22 protein-coding genes, 1 tRNA gene and 1 pseudogene are annotated in these 21,712 nt (G+C 64.1%); 13 read left to right on the forward strand and 11 right to left on the reverse strand.

Annotated elements, in window-relative coordinates; genetic code table 11:
* Window positions 1-44: 44 nt before the first annotated feature.
* Window positions 45-1,373 carry an NtaA/DmoA family FMN-dependent monooxygenase gene (locus H5J25_RS08195; RefSeq protein WP_225883443.1) on the forward strand — a complete coding sequence of 443 codons (1,329 nt, stop codon included), beginning with the start codon at window positions 45-47 and terminating at the stop codon, window positions 1,371-1,373.
* A 56-nt stretch (window positions 1,374-1,429) separates the two neighbouring features.
* Here H5J25_RS08195 and H5J25_RS08200 read toward each other — a convergent pair.
* The 5 genes from H5J25_RS08200 to H5J25_RS08220 form a co-directional block, all read right to left on the reverse strand.
* Window positions 1,430-1,503: transfer RNA gene (locus H5J25_RS08200), tRNA-Gly, on the reverse strand.
* Window positions 1,504-1,555: 52 nt separating this feature from the next.
* Complete coding sequence (locus tag H5J25_RS08205) at window positions 1,556-1,816, reverse strand: hypothetical protein (RefSeq protein ID WP_202095578.1); 261 nt, start codon at window positions 1,814-1,816, stop codon at window positions 1,556-1,558.
* 52 nt (window positions 1,817-1,868) lie between these two features.
* The gene (locus tag H5J25_RS08210) at window positions 1,869-3,491 is read right to left on the reverse strand and encodes a DHA2 family efflux MFS transporter permease subunit (protein ID WP_202095580.1); all 1,623 of its coding nucleotides are present in this window, start codon (window positions 3,489-3,491) and stop codon (window positions 1,869-1,871) included.
* Window positions 3,478-4,578, reverse strand: coding sequence for an HlyD family secretion protein (locus H5J25_RS08215; protein ID WP_202095581.1), 1,101 nt, complete (start codon window positions 4,576-4,578; stop codon window positions 3,478-3,480). The genes H5J25_RS08210 and H5J25_RS08215 overlap by 14 nt, the downstream gene beginning before the upstream one ends.
* Window positions 4,571-5,038, reverse strand: a complete 468-nt coding sequence (locus H5J25_RS08220) for a MarR family winged helix-turn-helix transcriptional regulator (protein ID WP_318781358.1) — start codon at window positions 5,036-5,038, stop codon at window positions 4,571-4,573. Before H5J25_RS08220 ends, H5J25_RS08215 begins: the two co-directional genes overlap by 8 nt.
* Window positions 5,039-5,243: 205 nt before the next feature.
* Here H5J25_RS08220 and H5J25_RS08225 point away from each other — a divergent pair, with 205 nt between their 5' ends.
* The 4 genes from H5J25_RS08225 (at window position 5,244) to H5J25_RS08240 (ending at window position 9,821) form a co-directional block, all read left to right on the forward strand.
* Window positions 5,244-7,661, forward strand: a complete 2,418-nt coding sequence (locus H5J25_RS08225; protein ID WP_202095582.1) for a TonB-dependent receptor — start codon at window positions 5,244-5,246, stop codon at window positions 7,659-7,661.
* A gap of 72 nt (window positions 7,662-7,733) precedes the next feature.
* Window positions 7,734-8,417, forward strand: coding sequence for a Fe2+-dependent dioxygenase (locus H5J25_RS08230; RefSeq protein ID WP_202095583.1), 684 nt, complete (start codon window positions 7,734-7,736; stop codon window positions 8,415-8,417).
* The gene (locus H5J25_RS08235) at window positions 8,414-8,962 is read left to right on the forward strand and encodes a DUF922 domain-containing protein (protein WP_202095584.1); all 549 of its coding nucleotides are present in this window, start codon (window positions 8,414-8,416) and stop codon (window positions 8,960-8,962) included. Before H5J25_RS08230 ends, H5J25_RS08235 begins: the two co-directional genes overlap by 4 nt.
* A gap of 91 nt (window positions 8,963-9,053) precedes the next feature.
* On the forward strand, window positions 9,054-9,821 hold the full coding sequence (locus H5J25_RS08240; RefSeq protein WP_202095585.1) for a metallophosphoesterase family protein: 768 nt from the start codon (window positions 9,054-9,056) through the stop codon (window positions 9,819-9,821).
* A 227-nt stretch (window positions 9,822-10,048) separates the two neighbouring features.
* On the opposite strand, the gene H5J25_RS08245 is transcribed toward H5J25_RS08240, so the two are convergent.
* The 4 genes from H5J25_RS08245 to H5J25_RS08260 form a co-directional block, all read right to left on the reverse strand.
* A complete protein-coding gene (locus H5J25_RS08245) occupies window positions 10,049-10,507 on the reverse strand; it encodes a hypothetical protein (RefSeq protein WP_202095586.1) in 459 nt (152 codons plus the stop codon).
* A gap of 143 nt (window positions 10,508-10,650) precedes the next feature.
* A complete protein-coding gene (gene rpsI / locus H5J25_RS08250) occupies window positions 10,651-11,208 on the reverse strand; it encodes a 30S ribosomal protein S9 (RefSeq protein WP_202095587.1) in 558 nt (185 codons plus the stop codon).
* The gene (rplM, locus tag H5J25_RS08255) at window positions 11,208-11,687 is read right to left on the reverse strand and encodes a 50S ribosomal protein L13 (protein WP_202095589.1); all 480 of its coding nucleotides are present in this window, start codon (window positions 11,685-11,687) and stop codon (window positions 11,208-11,210) included. Before rplM ends, rpsI begins: the two co-directional genes overlap by 1 nt.
* 122 nt (window positions 11,688-11,809) lie before the next feature.
* Window positions 11,810-12,889, reverse strand: a complete 1,080-nt coding sequence (locus H5J25_RS08260) for a COX15/CtaA family protein (RefSeq protein ID WP_202096174.1) — start codon at window positions 12,887-12,889, stop codon at window positions 11,810-11,812.
* A 136-nt stretch (window positions 12,890-13,025) separates the two neighbouring features.
* On the opposite strand from H5J25_RS08260, the gene H5J25_RS08265 reads away from it, so the two are divergent.
* From H5J25_RS08265 to dxs, 3 genes are all read left to right on the forward strand, one after another.
* Entirely contained in the window at window positions 13,026-13,418 is a 393-nt protein-coding gene (locus H5J25_RS08265; RefSeq protein WP_202095591.1) for a MerC domain-containing protein, read from the forward strand.
* Between the two features lie 58 nt (window positions 13,419-13,476).
* Window positions 13,477-13,947: a Fur family transcriptional regulator gene (locus H5J25_RS08270; protein ID WP_202095592.1), complete on the forward strand. Its 471-nt coding sequence runs from the start codon at window positions 13,477-13,479 to the stop codon at window positions 13,945-13,947.
* 412 nt (window positions 13,948-14,359) lie between these two features.
* On the forward strand, window positions 14,360-16,285 hold the full coding sequence (gene dxs, locus H5J25_RS08275; RefSeq protein ID WP_202095593.1) for a 1-deoxy-D-xylulose-5-phosphate synthase: 1,926 nt from the start codon (window positions 14,360-14,362) through the stop codon (window positions 16,283-16,285).
* Window positions 16,286-16,440: 155 nt separating this feature from the next.
* On the opposite strand, the gene H5J25_RS08280 is transcribed toward dxs, so the two are convergent.
* Window positions 16,441-17,112 carry an RBBP9/YdeN family alpha/beta hydrolase gene (locus tag H5J25_RS08280; protein ID WP_202095594.1) on the reverse strand — a complete coding sequence of 224 codons (672 nt, stop codon included), beginning with the start codon at window positions 17,110-17,112 and terminating at the stop codon, window positions 16,441-16,443.
* Between the two features lie 209 nt (window positions 17,113-17,321).
* On the opposite strand from H5J25_RS08280, the gene H5J25_RS08285 reads away from it, so the two are divergent.
* From H5J25_RS08285 to proC, 4 genes are all read left to right on the forward strand, one after another.
* Complete coding sequence (locus H5J25_RS08285) at window positions 17,322-18,059, forward strand: TlyA family RNA methyltransferase (RefSeq protein ID WP_202095595.1); 738 nt, start codon at window positions 17,322-17,324, stop codon at window positions 18,057-18,059.
* A 166-nt stretch (window positions 18,060-18,225) separates the two neighbouring features.
* Window positions 18,226-18,501: an accessory factor UbiK family protein gene (locus H5J25_RS08290; RefSeq protein ID WP_202096176.1), complete on the forward strand. Its 276-nt coding sequence runs from the start codon at window positions 18,226-18,228 to the stop codon at window positions 18,499-18,501.
* 84 nt (window positions 18,502-18,585) lie between these two features.
* Entirely contained in the window at window positions 18,586-19,083 is a 498-nt protein-coding gene (locus H5J25_RS08295; protein ID WP_202096178.1) for a type III secretion system chaperone family protein, read from the forward strand.
* Window positions 19,080-19,880, forward strand: coding sequence for a pyrroline-5-carboxylate reductase (gene proC / locus H5J25_RS08300; RefSeq protein WP_202095596.1), 801 nt, complete (start codon window positions 19,080-19,082; stop codon window positions 19,878-19,880). The genes H5J25_RS08295 and proC overlap by 4 nt, the downstream gene beginning before the upstream one ends.
* A gap of 60 nt (window positions 19,881-19,940) precedes the next feature.
* Here proC and H5J25_RS08305 read toward each other — a convergent pair whose 3' ends face one another.
* Window positions 19,941-20,429 carry a MarR family transcriptional regulator gene (locus tag H5J25_RS08305; protein WP_202095598.1) on the reverse strand — a complete coding sequence of 163 codons (489 nt, stop codon included), beginning with the start codon at window positions 20,427-20,429 and terminating at the stop codon, window positions 19,941-19,943.
* An 88-nt stretch (window positions 20,430-20,517) separates the two neighbouring features.
* Here H5J25_RS08305 and H5J25_RS08310 point away from each other — a divergent pair.
* A pseudogene (locus H5J25_RS08310) lies at window positions 20,518-21,622 on the forward strand (branched-chain amino acid aminotransferase).
* Window positions 21,623-21,712: the final 90 nt, after the last annotated feature.

Consider the following 21,712-nt stretch of genomic DNA (forward strand, 5'->3'; position numbering starts at 1 on the left):
TTCGTGCGGACACCCATGTGCGCGCCAGATCGGAATGACCGGAAATGTCCAGACAGATGATGATCGGAATGCACTTCGGGAACGGCTATGGGTCGCAGGCTGGTGCCTGGCGCATGCCGGGGGTGGACGCCCGCTCCTATACCAGCTTCGACGCGCAGGTCCGACATGCCCGGGCGGCGGAAAGAGGCAAGTTCCAGTTTCTGTTCGTGCCCGATTTCCCTGCGCTGTTCGGTGATCTGGAAACGGATGCGCCGATGATCACCATCGACCCGCTGTTGACGTTGGCGGCAGTGGCCCGGGAAACCGAAAGGATCGGGATGGTGGCGACGGGGTCGACGACGTTCAACGAACCATACAATCTCGCTCGCCAGTTCAAGGCGTTGGACATTATGAGCCACGGTCGCGTGGGATGGAACGCGGTGCCGACCGGCGACGACGCTTCCGCCGCAAGCTATGGCCGCCACGTCCCGCCCCGCGGCGAACGCTACGAACGGCTGCACGAATTCGTTCAGGTGGTGCAGGCGCTGTGGGGTAGTTGGGAGGAGGGGGCGTGGATTGCCGATGCCGCCTCCGGACGGTTCGCCGACGCTTCCAAGGTGCGCCCGATCAACCTGCGCGGCCGCCACGTCGGATCCAGTGGGCCGCTTCCGCTGCCACCATCGGAACAGGGGCAACCTGTCATTTTCCAGGCGGGTGGAGGGGATAAGGGATTGGAGGTCGCCGGTCGTTACGCGAGTGGTGTCATCGGGGCGACCTACACGATCGCGGACGCTCGGGCGCAGCGGACGGCGCTGCGCGACGCGGCGGTACGCTCGGGACGTGATCCCGATGAGATCAAGTTCTTCCCCGGCATCATCACGACGATCGCAGATAACAGGCGGCAGGCGCTGGACCGCAGGATCGCGCTCAACGGTCGTACGTATCAGAACCAGATCGGCTATCTGGGGCAGATGCTTGGCCTGCATCTGGATCCGGGTCAGTTGGATCGGCCGCTTTCACCGGAACAACTGGCGGTGGCCCGGCCGTCGATGCGCGACCCTCGCTCGGCGCACGCTCTGGAGATTGCGCGTCAAGGGTGGACGCTCCGCGACGTGCTCGCGCACGGAGCTATCGACTACCATCCGGTCATCGCCGGGCCCGCTGTCGAGGCTGCCGATCACATGCAGGAATGGTTTGAGGCCGGCGCCGCCGACGGCTTCTGGCTGTCGCCAGATGTGTATGACGACGGGATCGACGCGTTCGTCGACGGTGTGGTGCCAATCCTTCAGGAGCGGGGGCTGTTTCACCTGGATTACGAGGGAAGCACTTTGCGAGACCATCTCGGCGTTCCGCGTCAATACGGCCTCGATCCGCGCCTGAACGCCATGAAATGACGTTCGGCCTGCGAATGGCCTGAACGGCGATAGGCCGCGGACTATTAAAAAGGTTATGGAGCGGGTGAAGGGAATCGAACCCTCGTCACTTGCTTGGGAAGCAAAAGCTCTACCATTGAGCTACACCCGCGATGCGGCGCATTTCCGCCGTTTGCCCGATATTGTCAACGGGCTTTCCGGGATCAATCGTCGCTGTCCCGGCCGCTCACCCGCGCATAGGTCTCGGCCGCGTGGCGTTCCTGCGGGTCCTTGAACGCGACCGACGGATCGGGTGCCTCGCCCAACGCGTGCAGCAGCGACCATAAGGCGAACCGGCGACCGGGTTCCTTTTCCGTCCCGAATGCGGTGCCCAACCGCTCGACGCCGCGCTCGAATGCGGCCTCGTCCAGCGTGTCGAGTTCGGTCGTCTCGAAATAATGGTGCAGCAGCGTGTCGAGGTCCATCCCGCCTGCGTGCCGCCATCGTCCGCCGCGCGCAAGGGGCGGCGTCGTGTCGTCAGTCGAAGTGAACCGCGGGTGCCTCTTCCTTCACCCCCGGCGGCGCGGGCTTGGGACGCTTCAACAGCAGGACCAGCGGGATCGCCATGCAGGTCAGGATCATCATCAGCTTGAAGTCGTCCAGATAGGCGATCATCGCCGCCTGCTGGTTGACCATTGCGTCCGCCATCGCCAGCGCCGCATCGGTACTGCCGCCCAAAATGCTGCCGACGATCGGGTCCGCGCCGTTCAGTCCGCCGGCCGTGACATGGCTGCCGATCTCCATATGGCTCGTCTGGATGTTGCGCGCCAACAGGACGGTGACGGCCGAAATGCCGACCGATCCGCCGATATTGCGCGACAGGTTCATCAGGCTCGCGCCCTCGGTCCGCTGGTGCGGGGGCAGGGTGCCGAACGCCATGATGTTCAGCGGGATGAAGATCAGGCCCAACCCGACGCCTTGGATCAGGCCGGTGACGATGAACGGCGTCGATCCCATCTCGATCGTCCAGCCCGTCATGTCCCACAGCGAATAAGCCGCGATGATCAACCCGCCGCCGACCAGCAGTCGCGGATCGACGTTTGCCTTCATCAGCCGCCCGGCGACCGCCATGCTGACGACGATCCCGATCCCGCGCGGCATCAGCAATATGCCCGTCTCCAGCACGGGATAGCCGAACAGGCTTTGCAGCATCGGCGGCAGCAATGCGAGCGACGCGGTCATCAGCACGCCGATCACGACCATGAAGCCGATACCGGTCAACAGGTTGCGATTGGCGAACAGACTGCGTTCGAACATCGGTTCCTTCGCGGTGACCAGATGGACGCCGAACATCCACGCCGCACACAATGCGATCATCCCCTCGATCCGCACCTCCCACGATCCGAACCAGTCGTTGGTCTGGCCGCGGTCGAGCATCAGCTGGAAGACGCTGATCGCCAGCGCCAATGTCGCGAAGCCGAACAGGTCGAACCGCCGCAACCTCTTGTCGCGCGACGGCAGCAGGAACCACAGGATCGCGAACGTCACCACACCCACCGGCACGTTGACGTAGAAGCACCAGCGCCAGTCATAATTGTCGGTCAGCCACCCGCCGATCACCGGCCCCAGGATCGGCCCGACCATCACGCCCATCCCCCAGATCGACATCGCGCCGGCCTGTTTGGACTTGGGGTTGATGTCCATCATCACCGTCTGGCTCAGCGGATTCATGAACGCCGCCGCAATCCCCTGCAGCACGCGGAACAGCACCATTTCCGGCAGGTTGGTGGCAAGGCCGCACAGCATCGATGCGATGACGAAGCCGACGATCGAATACAGGAACAGGTTGCGGCTCCCGACGCGGTCGGACAGCCATCCGGTCATCGGGATCGCCACTGCCGACGCGACGATATAGCTGGTCAGCACCCAGGTCACCGTGTCAGCGGTCGCGCTCAGCGACGCCTGCATGTGCGGCAGCGCGACGTTGGCGATCGTCGAATCCAGGATCTGCATGATCGTCGCCGCCATGACACCGAACGTCAGCAGCGGGCGGTTGCTGGTATACAGCGCCGCGCGATCCTCGTCCGGTACCGCCGCCGCGGTTGCGGGCACCTCGGCGAGCGGATCGACGCCGCCCGCCGGTGGGTTAGCGGTCGCCATGATCGCGCACGTCGACCGATACGTCCGCGCTCAGCCCGGCGATCAGCGCGCGCGGCGATGCCTCGTCGATCGCGATCCGCACCGGCACGCGCTGCGTCACCTTCACCCAGTTGCCCGTCGCGTTCTGCGCCGGCAGCACGGAGAATTCCGATCCCGTCCCCGCACCGATCGACTGGACGTGGCCCTTCAACTTCAGGCCCTTATACGCGTCGAACGTCACTTCCGCGGGCTGCCCGACGCGCATCTTGTTCAGGTCGGTTTCCTTGAAGTTCGCCTCGACCCACGCCGCGTTGCTCTTGACGATCGACACGGCGGGCAGGCCGCTGACCATCATCTGGCCGACCTGCAACCGATCCGACTGGCTGATCGTCCCGGCATAGGGTGCATAGACCGCGGTCCGTTTCAGATCGAGCGTCGCCTTCGCGCGCTGCACCTGCGCCGCCGCGATGGCGGGCGCGATACCGTTCGATCCGGGCAACAGCTTCGACCGCGCCTCGTCCGCGCTCGCCCGCGCATTGCCCAGCGCCGCCTTTGCCTGCTGCAAGGCATGCTCGGACTGTTGCAGCCGCGCCCGCGTCGTGAAGCCCTGCTTCATCAGGGCGGCCTGCCGGTCGTAATCCTGTTGTGCCGCGAGGATCTGGTCCTGCGCCGCCTGGATATCCGCATTGGTGCCGCGATAGCTGGACTGCAGCGTCGCCACCTGCACCTGAGCGTCCGAAACCGCCGCCTCCGCCTGTTCGACGGCGATGCGGTACGGATCGGGATCGATCCGGAACAGCAGGTCGCCCGCCTTCACGCGCTGGTTCTCGCGCACCGCCACCTCGACGATACGGCCTGCGACATCCGCCGAAACGGACACCTTGTCCTGTTGCACATAGGCATTGTCGGTCGATACGAAACGCCCCGACGTCGCCCACAGATACCCGGCGAACGCGATCACCAGCAAAGGCAGGCTGATCATCAGCGCCGGCCGCAACCAGCTGCGCTTCGCCACCGTTTCCGGCGGAGTGGGGGCGGGGGCGGGGGCCGTCGCCACCGTCGCGGCAGCGGTCGGGGCGATCGGCTTCCGGGGGTCTGCGTCAGCCATTGTCAGCTCTGCTCTGCCTTGAGTTCGGTGCAGGAATGTCGTCTTCGGTGGAATTCAGGTTCGCGCGAATGGTTTCGAGCGTCGCGGAAAACCGCTCGCGTTGGTCCGCGTCCAGACCGTCCAGCGCATCGTCGAACAGCCCGCCCGCAATGACCTGCAACTTGCCCAGCAACGGTCGCGACGTGTCGGTCAGGTAGATCCTCCAGACGCGCCGGTCCGCCGGGTCGCGGCGGCGCTCGACATGCCCGGCCTCCTCCAGCCGATCGATCATCCGGCAAAGGGTGATCGGCTCCACCTCCAGCAGGTCGGCGAGCGTGCCCTGATTGCTGCCCTCGTGCCGCCGCAACGTCGTCAGCACACGCCACTGCGCGCGCGTCACGCCGATCTGCCGCGCGCGCTCATCGAACCGCCGGCGCATCAGCCGCGATACATCGCTGATCAGGAACCCGATATTTTCCATCAGCGAAGCATATAGTAAGCATGCTCAGCTTCGCAAGCGGTGATGGGCTGTCGAGGTTGGCGGGCCAGACGACTGTCCCGATACATTCTGCGACAAATATGCGAATTACTCTCAATAGCGTTGACAATGAGAGTGACTCGCAATAGCCGGCTCCCGACACCGAAAAGGGGGACCTACCTTGACTACCAACCGTCGCGCATCGGCCATGAAGCCGGCTTTCCTCGCCATGTCCTGCGTGGGCGCGTTCCTGACGTCGCCGGCAACGGCAAACGCTCCGGAACCCGTCGCCGCTGCCGATCCTGCCGCTGCACCGACGGACGATACCAACGCCGACCAGATCCTCGTCAACGGTCGCCAGGAAAAGAAGGTCGAGAGCCCGAAGGCGACGCGCTCGCTGCTCGATACGCCGCAGACGATCACCGTCATCGGCGACCAGACGATCCGCAAGCAGAACCTGCTCACGCTGCGCGACGTGCTGACCACTATCCCCGGCATCACCTTCGGCGCGGGCGAAGGCGGCGGCGGCTATGGCGACAGCATCAACCTGCGCGGCTATTCCGCGAACAACGACATCACGATCGACGGCGTGCGCGACAGCGCGCAGTATAGCCGGTCCGAAACGTTCAACCTGCAACAGGTCGAGGTCTATAACGGGTCGAACAGCGTGTTTAGCGGCAGCGGCTCCGTCGGCGGCACGATCAACCTGGTGACGAAGACGCCGCAGTCGGAAAACCTCACCGTCGCGCAGGCCGGCATCGGCACTGACGATTATTACCGCGCGACCGTGGACAGCAATGTCCGCGTCAACGATCTGATCGCGGTGCGGCTGAACGGCGTCTATCACCGCAACGACGTTCCCGGCCGCGACGTCGAATACAACAAGCGCTGGGGCATCGCGCCATCGGTCCTGATCGGCGCCGGATCGCCGACCAACCTGACCTTGTCCTACGTCCACCAGAAGGACGACAACGTCCCGATCTACGGCGTCCCGTATTTCCGCAACGCCGTCAGCACCGGCCTGTTGCCGGGCGTCGATCGCTCAGATTATTTCGGCATTTCCAACCTCGACCGTCAGGATATCACGCTCGATCAGGCGACCGCACGGTTCAGCCACCAGTTCAGCGGGAATGTATCGATCCGCAACCTGACCCGCTGGCAGCGCGTCGGCCAGAACTCGGTCACCAGCGCGCCGCAGGGCGTGTTCTGCCTGGCCAACGGGTTCCAGCCGCTTCCCGCCACCGCGACGGCGACCACCGCGCTGGCATGTCCGACCACCCAGAACACGCCAAACACCTATTACCCCAGCGGCCCGCGCGGCACCGTGCGCAATCAGGTCAACCAGCTGCTCTACAACCAGACCGATCTGCGCGGCGTGTTCGACACGTTCGGCATGGAGCATACGGCGGTGCTCGGCGTCTCGCTGACGCATGAGGATTACGAGCTGGTCAACGGCGCCAACCTGCGCAACGCTGACGGATCGACCGTCGCACAGCCGGCGATCAGCCTCACCGATCCGAACACCGTCTATACCGGCCCGGTGAACTTCATCCGGTCGGGCCGATCGCAAGGGAATAGCAGCAACGTCGCGGCCTATTTCTTCGATACGCTGAAGGTCGTGCCGCAACTCGAACTCAGCGTCGGTTTGCGCTACGAACAGGCCAAAGGCCGCTTCCGTGCAGACACCTTCTCGACCACCGTCGGCACCACCCTGGGCGCCTATACGCGCGGCCTGGACCAGACGAGCAACGAGAAACTCTTCTCCTATCGCTTCGGTCTCAACTTCAAGCCGGTCGAAACCGTCAGCCTCTACGCCTCGTACGGCAACTCGCGCACGCCGACATCGGCGACCGTTCGCCTGGGCTGCGGCACGCTCGTCACCGCCCCGTCCGGCGCGCTCGATCCGTGCGACGTCAAGCCCGAACGCGCGGTCAATTACGAGATCGGGGCAAAGGCCGACCTGTTCGATCGCAAGCTTCAACTGACGGCCGCGGTGTTCCGCAACGAACGGACCAACTACCGCGTCGCGACCAACGATCCTATCGTCGCCACATTGCCGGTCACGGACGGCCGCGCCCGCGTCGACGGCATAGCACTGGGCGCCAGCGGCAACATCACCCGCGCCTGGAGCATCTTCGCCAACTACACCTATCTGAAGAGCAAGGTCGAACAGAGCGTATCCGACTTCTGTCTCGCCAATCCCGGCCCGCGGCCCGGCACTCCGGTGACCAACCCCTGCGGCAACTCCGCGGCGATCGTCGATCCGCAGGCTGGCGAGCAGCTGATCAACACCCCGAAGCATTCGGGCAGCCTGTTCACCACCTATACGCTGCCGTTCGGGCTGCAACTCGGCTACGGCCTGACCTATCAGGGCAGCTTCAAGCTGAACAATTCGGCGTTGGCGACCCCGCTGGTGCCGACGACGACGCTGACGCCGATCTTTGCCTCGCAATCCTACACCACGCACCGCGCATTCCTGTCCTATCCGGTCACCACCGGCCTGACGGCGCAGGTCAACGTGCAGAACTTCACCAACGCGAAGTATTTCACCAGCATCCGCAACAATGGCTGGGCAACCCCCGGCGAGGCTCGATCCGCGGTGTTCAGCCTGTACTACAGCTTCTGAACGGAAAGCGTTGGGGATGGGGATCGGCTTGGGATATGAGGGCAGCGTCATGACGCCTGCCGCCACCGTCTCATGTTGATCGCCATCCCAGACGTGCTGGACGCGGACGCCGTCGCCAGCATTCGCGCGCTGGTCGATGCTGCGGATTGGGTGGACGGCAACGTCACCTCGGGCGCGCAATCCGCGCTCGCCAAGCGCAACGAACAATTGCCCGAGGATTCGGACGCCGCCAAACGTGCGGGCGATATCGTCCTCGATGCGCTCGGCCGGTCGCCTCTGTTCGTCGCCGCGGCATTGCCGCTCAAGGTGTTCCCGCCATTGTTCAACCGCTATGCCGGCGGGCAGGCGTTCGGCATGCATATCGACAATGCGATCCGCATTCGTCGCGGCACCGACTTCCGCATCCGCAGCGATCTGTCCGCCACTTTGTTCCTCGAACCGCCCCAGGCGTATGAAGGCGGCGAACTGGTGATCGAGGATCAGTTCGGCGTGCAGTCGGTCAAGCTGCCCGCCGGCCACATGCTGCTCTATCCCGCGTCCAGCCTGCACCGGGTCGAACCCGTGACGCAGGGCACGCGCACCGCCAGCTTCTTCTGGATCCAGTCGATGATCCGCGACGATGGCGCACGCCGCATCCTGTTCGATCTCGACAGCGCGGTGCAATCCGTGGCGGCGACGCAGGGGCAGGGGGATGCGGCCGTCGTCCAGTTGACCGGCGTGTATCACAATTTGCTAAGGCGCTGGGCGGAGGCGTGAAGGCGGCAATTCTTGCAGTATCGGCGTTTGCCGCGCCGGTCGCCGCGCAGCCCGTCTCACCATTCGCCGATATCCCGGGCATCGCCTTCGCCTATTACGATGTGCCCGGTGGCACAGTGGTGGCGATCCGATCGAGTATCGAAAGGCTGCGTCTTATCGACCCGAACGATCGGCAAGGCGTCGACGCGTTGAGCAACTGGTCCTGGCGCTGGTCGTGGAAAGTCGGTGCCGGGGGGTGCGATCTGGCGGGCGCGACATTGTCGTTCGAAGCGTCGGTGCGCATGCCGCGCCTCTCCGACCGGACGGCGGTCCCCGCGCAAGTATTGGCGCATTGGGACGACTATATCGCCGCGCTCGAACGGCACGAGGCCTGGCACGTGCGCAACGGATATTCGGGACGCGCCGAAATACAGGCGGCGATCGCCGGCGCGACCTGCGCCACCGCGGACGCAGCGGCGCTGGCGGCGGTCAGGCGGATCGGCCTGCGCGATCAGGATTATGACCGGCGAACGCATCACGGCATCGACGAGGGCGCGACGTTCTGATCCGGTGACGCTCCCAACGCGGTGAGCCTTTTCGAACCTATAAGTGTCGGTCGCGCCGGGACTTTCCTTCGCGCTGCGCGTTCGACGGCTCATGATACGCTTGTTTCACGTCAGCGACGTCCATTTCGGGCGCGAGAATCACGCCGCCGTCGCCTGGTTCGAATCCCTCGTCCATACCGAACGCCCCGATGCGGTCGTCATGACCGGCGATCTTACGATGCGCGCACGCTCCGCCGAATTCGACGCCGGGCTCGCCTGGTTGAAGCGTCTCGGCGTGCCCGTGACGGTGGAGGTCGGCAATCACGATCTTCCGCTGTACAATCTCTTCCGCCGGTTTCTTCGGCCGTATCATCGCTATCACAAGATCGAACGCCTGATCGAAAAGCCGCTCGATCTACCGGGCGTGGCGATCGTGCCGTTGGTCACGACGGTGCGGTTCCAGTTCCGCAACTGGTCGAAAGGCTATGTGTCGGGTCATCAGCTCCGCAAGACGCTGCGCCTGATCGAAGCCGTCCCCGCGGACCGTCAGATCTTCATCGCCTGCCATCATCCCCTGATCGAAGCCGATACGCAGGCGACTTCGGATACGCGGCGCGGCCAGCAGGCGTTCGAGGCCTTGGCCAGGGCAGGGGCGTCGGCCGTCTTGACCGGCCACGTCCACGATCCGTTCGATGTCGTGCATGAGGTGTCCGGCCACAAACTCCGCATGATCGGTGCGGGTACACTCTCCGAACGCACCCGCGCCATGCCGCCCTCGTTCAACGAAATCCGCATCGAAGACGGCAGCTTCGACGTCGTACTCCGCAATTTCGGTGAAAAGGCGGATACGGTTCTTCCACAGGAAGAGGCACCCGCCTGAGCCCGGGGCGCTGCGGCGGATCGACCGCTGCGGTCGCTGGATAAAGGTGCCCGAAAAATGTCCCGTCACCCGGGAATGCTGGCGAGATGGATCCCCCTCTACCGTTCGTGCCGAGCCTGTCGAAGCACCCGTCCCCGGCTGCCCGCCCCTTCGACATGCTCAGCTCGAACGGCGAAAGTAGAACGACCTTATGTCACCCTGCTCTGGAACAGAGATGCCGGTCGGTCCTAACGAGCGGGCCGCTCCCCGGAGACGGTCAGGTCACGCGCAGATCGTAGCCAGACATGCGTCTGGAAATAATATTTGCCGGTCGGTCGGCCATCTCGCGTGAAATCGATCCGTGTCTTTCTCGCCGTGCCGCGAACCGCGATCACCACGTTCCGCAGTTTTGGTTCGATCGGCCCGCCGATCCTGTTCTGCAGTTCCCGCTCGATCGCCGGTGACATCGCGATCGTCAGGTTTCGATGGTCGCGATAGTCGAGCTCGGAATTCAGGTACAACATCCTGTCCTGCCGCCCGCTCGCCCGCACCACCATCTCGAACACGCCAGTCACCCCCTGCGGGCGCGCCGCAGCGTTGAACACGGCCTGGACGGGCGACAGATAGGCCGGCGTCGTCCGTGCATCCCGCGTGGCGCACGCGCCCAGCATCGTCGCCACGGCGCAGATCATCGAAGCGCGTCTCATGATCGTCACCGGCTGCCCCCGCAATGCCCCGCCGTGGATCAAAGTCCCGACGGTCCGCGGATATCATGCCGCCGATACCCCCGCGAACGAAAAAGGGCGGCCCGTCGCCGGACCGCCCCTTCGCGTAGAGTTGAACGTAAAGCTTAGCGCTTCGAGAACTGGAAGCTCTTGCGCGCCTTCGCCTTGCCGTACTTCTTACGCTCGACCGTGCGGCTGTCGCGGGTCAGGAACCCTGCTGCCTTGACGGGTGCGCGCAGGACCGGCTCGTACTTCGTGATCGCCTGGCTGATGCCATGCTTCACGGCGCCGGCCTGGCCCGACAGTCCACCGCCCTTGACGGTGCAGACGACGTCGTACGCACCTTCGCGCTCGGTCACGCCGAACACCTGGTTGATGACGAGACGCAGCGTCGGGCGTGCGAAATACACGTCCTGGTCGCGGCCGTTGATCGTGATCTTGCCGGTGCCGGGCTTCAGCCACACGCGAGCGACGGCGTCCTTGCGGCGGCCCGTTGCATAGGCGCGGCCCTGCTTGTCGATGATCTGCTCGCGCAGCGGCATCGGTTCACGCTCGATCACGGGAGCCGAGGGTGCGTATTCGTCACCTGCGAGCACCGGCGTGCTCTCGCCGTTATTCTGCTGGGCGGGGGCCTGGCCGGTCAGGCCGGCGAGGTCGGAAAGCGACTGGCGGTTGTCGGACATTATGCGCCCACCTTGTTCTTGCGGTTCATGCTGCCGATGTCGAGGACCTGCGGGTCCTGTGCGGCGTGCGGATGCTCGGAGCCGGCGAACACGCGCAGGTTGCGCATCTGCTCACGGCCGAGCGGGCCACGCGGGATCATCCGCTCGATAGCCTTCTCGATCACGCGCTCCGGGAAGCGGCCCTCGAGCACCTTGCCCGCGGTGATCCCCTTGATGCCGCCGGCATAACCGGTGTGCTTGTAGTAGATCTTGTCCTTGAGCTTGTTGCCCGTGAACCGCACCTTGTCCGCGTTGATGATGATGACATTGTCACCGCAATCGACGTGCGGGGTGAAGCTCGGCTTGTGCTTGCCGCGCAGGATGTTCGCGACGATCGACGCCATGCGGCCGACGACCAGACCATCGGCATCGATAATATGCCATTTCTTCTCCACCTCGTACGGCTTGACCGACTTGGTGGTCTTCATCAGCGCCTTCATGGGGCTTGTGACCTTCCAGAGTTAAACGAAAGCGCGCCGCCCATTCCTGAGCGGCGCGATTGCCGTCCTAATGATCCGCACCCTCCGCAAAGTCAAGCTTTGTGCGGCTTTGCTGACGGGTATCAGGATACCACGAGGCTTTTGCGCCCGACGACATGCGCTGCCCAGGTCGTCGCGATCAGCAGCAACGCGGCGTTTACCTGATGCGCCACCGCGACATGGATCGCCACGCCCGTCATCAACGTCGCGATGCCCAGCAAAATCTGTAACGCCACCAGCGTCATGATCGCATGCCCCGCACCCTTGCCCCCGGCCGCATTCGCCCGGAGCGCGAGCCAGACCAGCCCCGCCGCCGCGGCGAACGCGACCCAGCGGTGCAGGAACTGCACGACGATCGGATTGTCGATCGCATTGCGCGTCGCCGACCACCCCGCATGCCATCCCCCGGCCGGAAACATCGCATCGCCCATCAGCGGCCAGCTGGAAAAGGCGTAGCCCGCATCCAGCCCCGCCGTGAACGCACCCAGCAGGATCTGGACGAACAGCAACCCCAAGGCCAGCACCGCGATCGGCCGCAGACCTGCCGGCCGCGCGCCCGGATCGCGCGCCAGCGCACGTAGGTCGAGCGCCGTCCACACCGTCCCCGCCAGCGTCACCAGCGCCGTGATCAGATGCACCGCCAGCCGGATATGGCTGACATCGGTGCGGACGCTCAGCCCGGACGAGACCATCCACCAGCCGATCACGCCCTGCAGTCCACCAAGCGCCAGGATCGCCGTCAGCCGCGCCCCATAGCCGCGCGGAATCTGCCGTCGCACTGCGAACCAGATCAGCGGCAAGGCGAATACCGACCCGATCAGCCGCGCCAGCAACCGGTGCACATATTCCCAGAAGAAGATCGCCTTGAACCCGTCCAGCGTCATGCCGCTGTTGATCTGCGCATATTCCGGGATGCGCTTGTAATTGTCGAATTCCGCCTGCCACTGCGCCTGGTTGAGCGGCGGCAACACGCCGCTGACCGGTTTCCACTCGGTGATCGACAGCCCGGATTCGGTCAGCCGCGTGATCCCGCCGACCATCACGATCATGACGATCATCGCCGCGACGACGAACAGCCAGGTCGCGATCGCCGCCGGACGCGCGGTCGCTGGCTGGAGCGCGACGGACCGGGCGGGGGCAGGGGCGGACGACTGGTTTTGCATGGAAGCCTGAAGCATGCCCAGCCACTTACTGGAGCCACGCGGTCGCGTCCATGATCGTAACCTGCCCCTGCACACGGGAAAAAGCGCCAAATGATATATTGTAACTCGGCAGGCCCCATGCCATATCGCTCGAACGATGGCGTCCCGGATGCAGACCAATACGCTCGACTGGATCGAGTCGCATGCCGATCGCTGGGCGATCGGCCTGTCGGGTCTGTGCATGGTGCACTGCCTGACCAGCGCGGTGTTGCTCGCGCTGCTGTCGACTGCGGGCGGCTTGTTGCTCAATCCGCTTTTCCACGAAATCGGCCTGACGATCGCGATCGGGCTGGGCATCCTCGCGCTCGGGCGCGGCATCGTCCAGCATGGCTATATGATGCCCGCCTCGGTCGGCGCGCTCGGACTGGGCATCATGGCCGGTGCGATGAACCTGCCGCATGACGGTTCCAGCGGAGAGACGGTCTGGACCCTGGTCGGCGTCGGCCTGCTCGCACTCGGCCACGATCTCAATCGCCGCGCGGTGAACTGAAGTCGGGGCCAGCGGCGCGCAACTTGCCCCGCCGCCCCCGAGGGCTTACCTTGATCATATGGCCTCGCATCATCATCACCACGAGCCGCAAGGCACCGATCTGAACAAGGCGGCCCAGGCCACGCTGGAGAAATCCGGCGAGCAATGGACCGCGATGCGCGCGCAGATCTTCAAGGCGCTGGCCGGGTTCGAAAAGCCCGCATCCGCCTACGACATCGCCGAAGCCGTCTCGAAATCGGAAGGCCGCCGCGTCGCCGCCAACAGCGTGTACCGCATCCTCGACCTGTTCGTGGCCTCCAACCTCGCGCGCAAGGTCGAAAGCGCCAACGCCTATGTCGCCAACGCGCATCCCGATTGCCTGCACGACTGCATCTTCCTGGTCTGCGACTCGTGCGGCAACACCGTCCATCTGGACGACGACGTGATCACCAACGGCGTGCGATCCGCCGCCGAAGCCACCGGCTTTTCGCCCATCCGCCCGGTCATCGAGGTGCGCGGAACCTGCGCGGATTGCGACGCGGCGAACTGACGGCCGGCACGAACGGTGGATATCGCCGGACGTTTCTTCAGAATGTTCAATCGGCCGGCACCGGTTCTAGGTTGTAACCGAGATGCTCTTCCAACCGTATGATCGTCTAAACACGCTGCCCTCCACCCCCTCGTCATTCCCGCGAAGGCGGGAATCCATACTGGCTGACTTCAATGAGACAGGCACGGGCGCCGTCGATTATAGATTCCCGCCTGCGCGGGAATGACGATCGTACTGGCGGATACGAAGGCTCGAGCCGCCGGACGCCAACCCTTCTAAAGCCTTGCCGTAGCGTCCTGCGGCCGACTGCCCGCATGCAGAAGCCTTGCAGATCCCGTCCGGATATCACCGCCACCCAGCCCACTTGATGCAGGGCAATCGACAGGCGTTTTTGGCTGGTCTAAGCCGGGGAATGTCTGACGTTCTTACCACGCCGCTGCTCGACACCGTCGATACCCCCACCGATTTGCGGCGCCTCGCGCCTGCGCAATTGCGGCAACTGGCGGACGAGCTTCGATCGGAAACGATTTCGGCGGTCGGCGTGACGGGGGGTCATCTGGGCTCGGGTCTGGGCGTGGTCGAACTGACGGTGGCGATCCACTACGTCTTCGATACGCCGCGCGACAAACTGGTGTGGGACGTCGGGCACCAATGCTATCCGCACAAGATCCTGACCGGCCGGCGCGACCGGATCCGTACGTTGCGCACCGGCGGGGGCCTGTCCGGCTTCACCAAGCGCAGCGAGAGCGAGTATGATCCGTTCGGCGCGGCGCATTCCTCGACCTCGATCTCGGCGGCGCTGGGTTTTGCCGTCGCCAATAAATTGAGCGACCGGCCCGGCAAGGGGATCGCGGTGATCGGCGACGGCGCGATGTCGGCGGGCATGGCCTATGAGGCGATGAACAATGCGCGCGCGGCGGGCAACCGGCTGGTCGTGATCCTGAACGACAACGACATGTCGATCGCGCCGCCGGTCGGCGGGCTGTCGGCCTATCTCGCGCGGATGGTGTCCTCCAGCGAGTATCTGGGCCTGCGCAACTTCGCCAAGAAGGTCACGCGCAAGCTGCCCAGGCTGGTCCACAATGCCGCTGAAAAGGCGGAGGAATATGCCCGCGGCATGGCAACCGGCGGCACCTTGTTCGAGGAACTGGGCTTCTATTATGTCGGCCCGATCGACGGCCACAATCTCGATCATCTGATCCCGGTGCTGGAGAATGTTCGCGATGCAGCGGACGGCCCGATCCTGGTCCATGTCGTGACCAAGAAGGGCAAGGGCTACGGCCCGGCGGAAGCCGCGGCGGACAAGTATCACGGCGTGCAGAAGTTCGACGTGATCACGGGGGCACAGGCGAAAGCACCGCCCGGACCGCCGCAATATCAGAACGTGTTCGGCGCAGCGCTCACCAGCGAGGCCGCGAGCGACGATCGCATCGTCGCGATCACCGCCGCCATGCCCTCGGGCACAGGGCTGGATGCGTTTGCTAAGGCCTATCCCGATCGCTTCTTCGATGTCGGCATCGCCGAACAGCATGCGGTGACGTTCGCGGCGGGCCTTGCGGCGCAGGGCATGCGGCCGTTCTGCGCGATCTACTCGACCTTCCTGCAACGTGCTTACGATCAGGTCGTCCACGACGTCGCGATCCAGAACCTGCCCGTGCGCTTCGCGATCGACCGCGCAGGGCTCGTCGGCGCGGACGGCGCGACGCATGCCGGGTCGTTCGACGTGACCTATCTTGCCACGCTCCCGAACTTCGTCGTCATGGCGGCGGCGGACGAGGCGGAACTGGTGCACATGACGCACACCTGCGTGCAGCATGACAGCGGGCCGATCGCGGTGCGCTATCCGCGCGGCAACGGTACGGGCGTCGCGCTGCCCGAGACGCCCGAACTGCTCGAGATCGGCAAGGGCCGAATCGTGCGCGAGGGCAAGAAGGTCGCGATCCTGTCGCTCGGCACGCGCCTCGCCGAGGCGCTGAAGGCCGCCGATGCGCTGGATGCCAAGGGGCTCAGCACGACGGTCGCCGACCTGCGCTTCGCGAAACCGCTGGACGAAGCGATGATCCGCCGCCTGCTGACGACCCACGAGGTCGCCGTGACGATCGAGGAAGGCTCGGTCGGCGGCCTTGGCGCGCACGTGTTGACGCTGGCCTCGGACGAGGGGCTGATCGATGGCGGGCTGAAGCTGCGCACGATGCGCCTGCCCGACCTGTTCCAGGATCAGGACAAGCCCGAGCTGCAATATGCCGCCGCCCGGCTCGATGCCGATGCCATCGTCGATACCGTCCTCACCGCGCTCCGCCATAACGCCACCGGCGTCGTGGAGGGCGCGCGGGCGTAAAAGGGGGCGGGCGGCTCGCGGGAGAGCACCGCCGCCCAACCCCGTTCGTCCTGAGCCTGTCGAAGGACATGCCCAAAACCACCCCGCCGGTCGCAGGCCACGTGGCAGAAATTGACGGGCGCGGGCTTGGGAGCTGGCCGCGCCCGTCCTGGGTCTTACCCGCCCAGATAGTGTTCGTGTGCGGCGTCGGTCGCGTTGACCGCCAGTATCGATCGCGCATCGGTCGGGTGCCGTGCGCGGCCCTTTCCGTTGCTCGCCGCGGCGATGACGCGTTCCAGCAATTCCTGCCCTTCGCTCCACCAGCCGATACCGCTGGCCGCGTTCAGATGCCCTTGCGCGCCCGCATCGATGAAGTGGCTGCCCCATCCCACCGCAAGGCTGTGTGCGCGGTCGATATCGATCCAGGGGTCGTCCGTGCTGGCGACCACGATCGAGGGGAAGGGCAGCGGCGATGTCGGCGTCGGGCCGAACGCCCGCAACTCGTTCTGCGCCTGTTCGCGATCGACGTCCGCCGGCGCAACCAGCAGTGCGCCCGCGACCGGCCAGCCATAAGGCTGGCGCGTGAGTTCCGCCCACCATGCGACCGCGAGGCAGCCCAGGCTGTGCGCGGCGAGGATTACGGGCGCCTGTGCCTGGCGGATCGCCTGGTCCAGTTTCGTCACCCAGGCGTTGCGATGTGGCGTGTTCCACATGCCCAATTCGACGCGAACGGTGTCCGGACGTGCGCTTTCCCATAGGGTTTGCCAGTGTGAAGGTCCCGATCCGCCCAGTCCGGGTACGGTCAGGATCGTCGGTTGGGCCGGGTCGAACGGTGAAAAACTTCCCATCGTCTCGTCTCCTCTGCGCTTCGAAAAGCCCCGGAAATCCGCGCTTTCCATACCCGGAAGCTATTCCCACTAATTTAATAGGCAATAGCGAATGCGCCCAACCGAACGCCCCCGCGCCAGTCGGAAGGTGCGCCCACAAACGCCTCCACGCGGCACCTTTGGCAACATCCGTACAACCCGCTACTGCAACCCGACTCAAAGGACCCCCGATGCCCAAGACCCGTGTCGATCAATTGCTCGTGGATCGCGGCCTTGTCGAAAGCCGCACCCGTGCACAGGCTCTCATCATGGCCGGCCTGGTATTTGCCGGCACTCGCAAGATCGAAAAACCCGGCCAGTCGATCGCCGACGACATCGCGCTCGACGTTCGCGGCCGCGATCATCCTTGGGTATCGCGCGGCGGAATCAAGCTCGCCCACGCGCTCGATTATTTCGACTGGGATGTAACGGATGTCGTCGCGATCGACGTCGGCTCCTCGACTGGCGGCTTTACGGACGTCCTGCTCAGTCGCGGTGCCAGCCGGGTCTATGCCGTGGATAGCGGCACGAACCAGCTTGCGTGGAAGCTGAGGCAAGACGACCGTGTAGTCGTGCACGAACAAACCAGCGCTCGTATCCTTACAGCTTCGCACATTCCCGATCCCGTCGACCTGATCGTTTGCGATGCTAGCTTTATCGGGTTGGCAAAAGTGCTCGAAACCCCGATTTCATTCGTGCGCCCCGGCGGCAGGATGGTCGCGTTGATCAAACCACAGTTCGAAGCGGGCCGAGAAGAAGTCGGAAGGGGCGGGGTGGTACGGGACGCGGCGGTTCATTCACGCGTCTGCGACGAAGTTTCGGAGTGGCTGAAAAATAAGGATTGGATGGTCGAAGGCGTCGTCGAAAGCCCGATAAAGGGGCCGGAAGGGAACATCGAATTCCTAATCGCTGCAACCAAGCCCGAGTGAGATCCGACCGGTCAGCAAAATTTTTGCTGACACGAAGTCTGGCAGAGTCGAGCGTGGCAGCGGTTTCAGTTTAGTACCGGCCGGTGACCGTCGAAGCGCCAAAACTCTTGCAGCATCTGATCGCGCAACCCAAATGAATGAACGAAGCCGCAAAGAGAGACATAATATGCAAGCCGATAACAAGATGTTCGATGATTTCGTCAAATTAGTGAATGGAGCCGCAGGCACGTTGGCCGGCGTTGGACGCGAAGCGGAAGCAGGCGCGCGATCGAAGGCAAAGGAATGGATCGGCGGTCTGGATTTCGTGTCGCGTGATGAATTCGATGCCGTAAAAGCGATGGCAGCGGCGGCTCGCGACGAGGCGGATTCGCTACGCGCGCGACTGGATGCTTTGGAAGCGAAGGCTGCAGCCACACCGGCTGCGACCCCGTCGGGAGCCTGAGGCCATCGTTCTCCACAGCTTTCTGCAAGATCGCTTTGATGTTCGCCTTGTCCGTCTGTGGTCGCGGGGGCAGGTCAGACAGTGATGCTTGATGTTGAAGATCATGGGGACGACGCGGCGCCGATTGATATGCTGGAAAGCTATTTTTCTGCGCATGGTTGGGAAAACGAGCGCCTCGACGATGAGGTGATCGCTCAGGTGAAGGGGAGCTGGACTACTTATGAGCTTCGTGCACTTTGGCGCGAAGAAGATAGTGTACTTCAGTTCCTCGCTTTCCCAGATATTCGCGTGACGGATGAGCGGCGCTCGGCGGTCTATGAGGCGATCGGACTGATCAACGAGCAATTGTGGGTCGGCCATTTCGAACTGTGGTCGTCGAGCGGCATATTGCTGTACCGGCATGCCGCGATGATCGAGGGAGAGGGCGGTACGCTATCGCTCGCTTCGGCCGAGTTGATGGTCGAATCCGCGATCGACGAGTGCGAGCGGTTCTATCCGGTATTCCAGTTCGTCATGTGGGGCGGAAAGACGCCCAATGAAGCGCTTGCCGCAGCGATGACCGATACACAGGGCGAGGCATGAGCCTGAAACGCCTGTGGCTGATCGGCTGCGGCAATATGGGCGGCGCGATGCTGCGGCGCTGGATCGATACCGGACACATCACCGCGAACCAGGTGGATGTGATCAACCGTTCGGATCGCGTACTGCCAGAAGGCGTACGGCAGGCGCGGAACCTGCCCGACGGCCCGCTGCCCGACATGATAATGCTCGGCATGAAACCGCAGCAACTCGATGAAATCGCTCGGCATCATGCGCTTCGAATCTCGGGAGTGCCGTTGTTGGTCTCGATCTTGGCCGGAGTTGAAGAGTCGACGCTTGCCAGCCGGTTCGATGCAGGCGCGATCGTGCGGGCGATGCCGAACATGCCCGTCGCTATCGGTAAAGGCGTCGTCGGACTGCATTCGGATAGCGCTGCTGATGCAGTCCGTTCCGACGTTGCTGCGCTGATGACGCCACTGGGTCTGGTCGAATGGGTATCGGATGCGGGCCTGTTCAATGCGGTTACGGCTCTGGCGGGGAGCGGGCCGGGTTTCCTGTACCGTTTTATCGAGGCATTGGCGGAAGGTGGAGCGGCGCTCGGCCTCCCGGCGGATCAAGCGCAGCGGCTAGCCGTCGCAACCGTGGAGGGGGCCGGATTGATGGCCGCGGCGGCCAACGAGGAGCCGGCAGAGTTGGCCGACAGGGTAGCCAGCAAAGGCGGATCGACACGCGAAGGTTTGAACGTGCTCGACGCTGACGATGCGTTGAAGCGGCTGGTCGCGGCGACGCTCTCGGCTGCGGAACGGCGCAATGCGGAAATGGCTGCGGCGGCACGCTGAGCCGGGAGCGGTGCACGGTACCGCATACCGAACGATAGCGTGTAGCGGCTCGGTGTCGCGCTATTCCCGGAGGCTTTCGACCCGGGGACGTTCATCTTCGGGTATGAGACCTTCGAGCACCGCCCAGAAGCCGCCAACTGCGGCTTGACCGGCACTGGCATAGGCGGCCGACAGGCGTTCGCGCAGCGCATCGAACAATCTTGCTTCCAGCTCGGAGCCTTCCTGTGACAGCCGTAACAGGCGCTGGCGACGATCACGTTCTCCGGGCCGGACCTCGATAAGACCGCGGTCGGTCAATTCGGTCAGCACACGACCGAGCGATTGCTTGGTGATCGACAATAGACCCAGCAGTTCGCTTACCGTCATGTCGGGCTGGCGCGCGATGAAATACAAGGCGCGGTGATGCGCCCGGCCAAGACCTTGTGCAGCCAGGCCACGATCGATCGAGCGCGTCAGATGGCTGTTACCGAAGTACAGCAGTTCCATCCCGCGGCGCAGTTCGGTTTCGCGCAGGAAAAGGGGTGAGGCGGAGGGAGTCGGGGAGGCCATGTTGACCCGGTTTGCCATCCGTCTTACGCGTCTGCAACCCGCCTTGGACGTGCAAAATCTGCATCGCGGAATGAACAACGAGGACGCGATGGCTGCCGACGCAAATCCGACTTTCTCTTACGAACCCAATGCGATGCCTGTTCCAGCCAGTGAACGGGCAACGCGACTGATCGATCCGGGATTCGGGCGGGTGTTCACCGACCACATGGCGGTGATCCGGTACAGCGACGAAAAGGGCTGGCACGATGCGAAGATCACCGCGCGCGCGCCGCTGTCTATGGATCCGGCTTCGTCGGTGCTGCATTATGCACAGGAAATCTTCGAGGGAATGAAAGCGTACCGGCTTGCGGACGGGGGAACCGCCTTGTTCCGCCCGGAGGCGAATGCGCGGCGTTTCCAGGACTCGGCACGGCGCCTTGCAATGCCCGAACTGCCAGAGGCACTTTTCCTCGAATCGATAGAGCGTCTGGTGAAAGTCGATCGCGACTGGATTCCGGAGAGCGATGGGGGCTCGCTGTACCTGCGACCGTTCATGATCGCGAGCGAGGTCTTCCTGGGCGTGAAGCCATCATCCGAATATCTGTATATGGTGTTGGCTTCGTCGGTCGGCGCCTATTTCAAGGGCGGCGCGCCGACCGTTTCGATCTGGGTGAGCCAGGATTATACGCGTGCGGCGCCAGGTGGGACGGGGGCTGCCAAGTGCGGCGGCAACTATGCGACCAGCTTGGTTGCGCAGGCAGAGGCGATCCGCAACGGATGCGATCAGGTCGTTTTCCTGGATGCAGCGGAGCGCCGTTATGTCGAGGAACTGGGCGGCATGAATGTGTTCTTCGTGTTCGCCGACGGTAGCCTGTCGACGCCACCGCTGACGGGCACGATCCTTCCCGGCATCACCCGCGATCTCGATCCTGAAACTGGCGCGTGCGCAAGGCATCGCCGTGCGTGAGGAACTCTATTCGATCGAACAGTGGCGTGCGGATGCGGCGAGCGGAATGCTGGTCGAGGCATTTGCCTGCGGAACCGCGGCGGTTGTGACCCCGATCGGCAGTGTCGCGTCGCCCGAGGGCAAGTTCGAGATTGGTGGTGGTGGCCCGGGCCAGTTGACGATGCGCATGCGCGAAGCGCTGGTGGCGATCCAGCGGGGAACGGCGCCGGATACGAACGGGTGGCTGCATCACCTCGATATGGTGTGATCGCGACAAGCTGGTTTCGGTTGCGCTGCTCGCTAGTTTGATGGGCGCGGAACCGGTATTCGGAGTTTCGACTTTCAGGGCTTTTCTAAG

This window comes from Sphingomonas aliaeris, assembly GCF_016743815.1.
GTDB classification, from domain to species: domain Bacteria; phylum Pseudomonadota; class Alphaproteobacteria; order Sphingomonadales; family Sphingomonadaceae; genus Sphingomonas; species Sphingomonas aliaeris.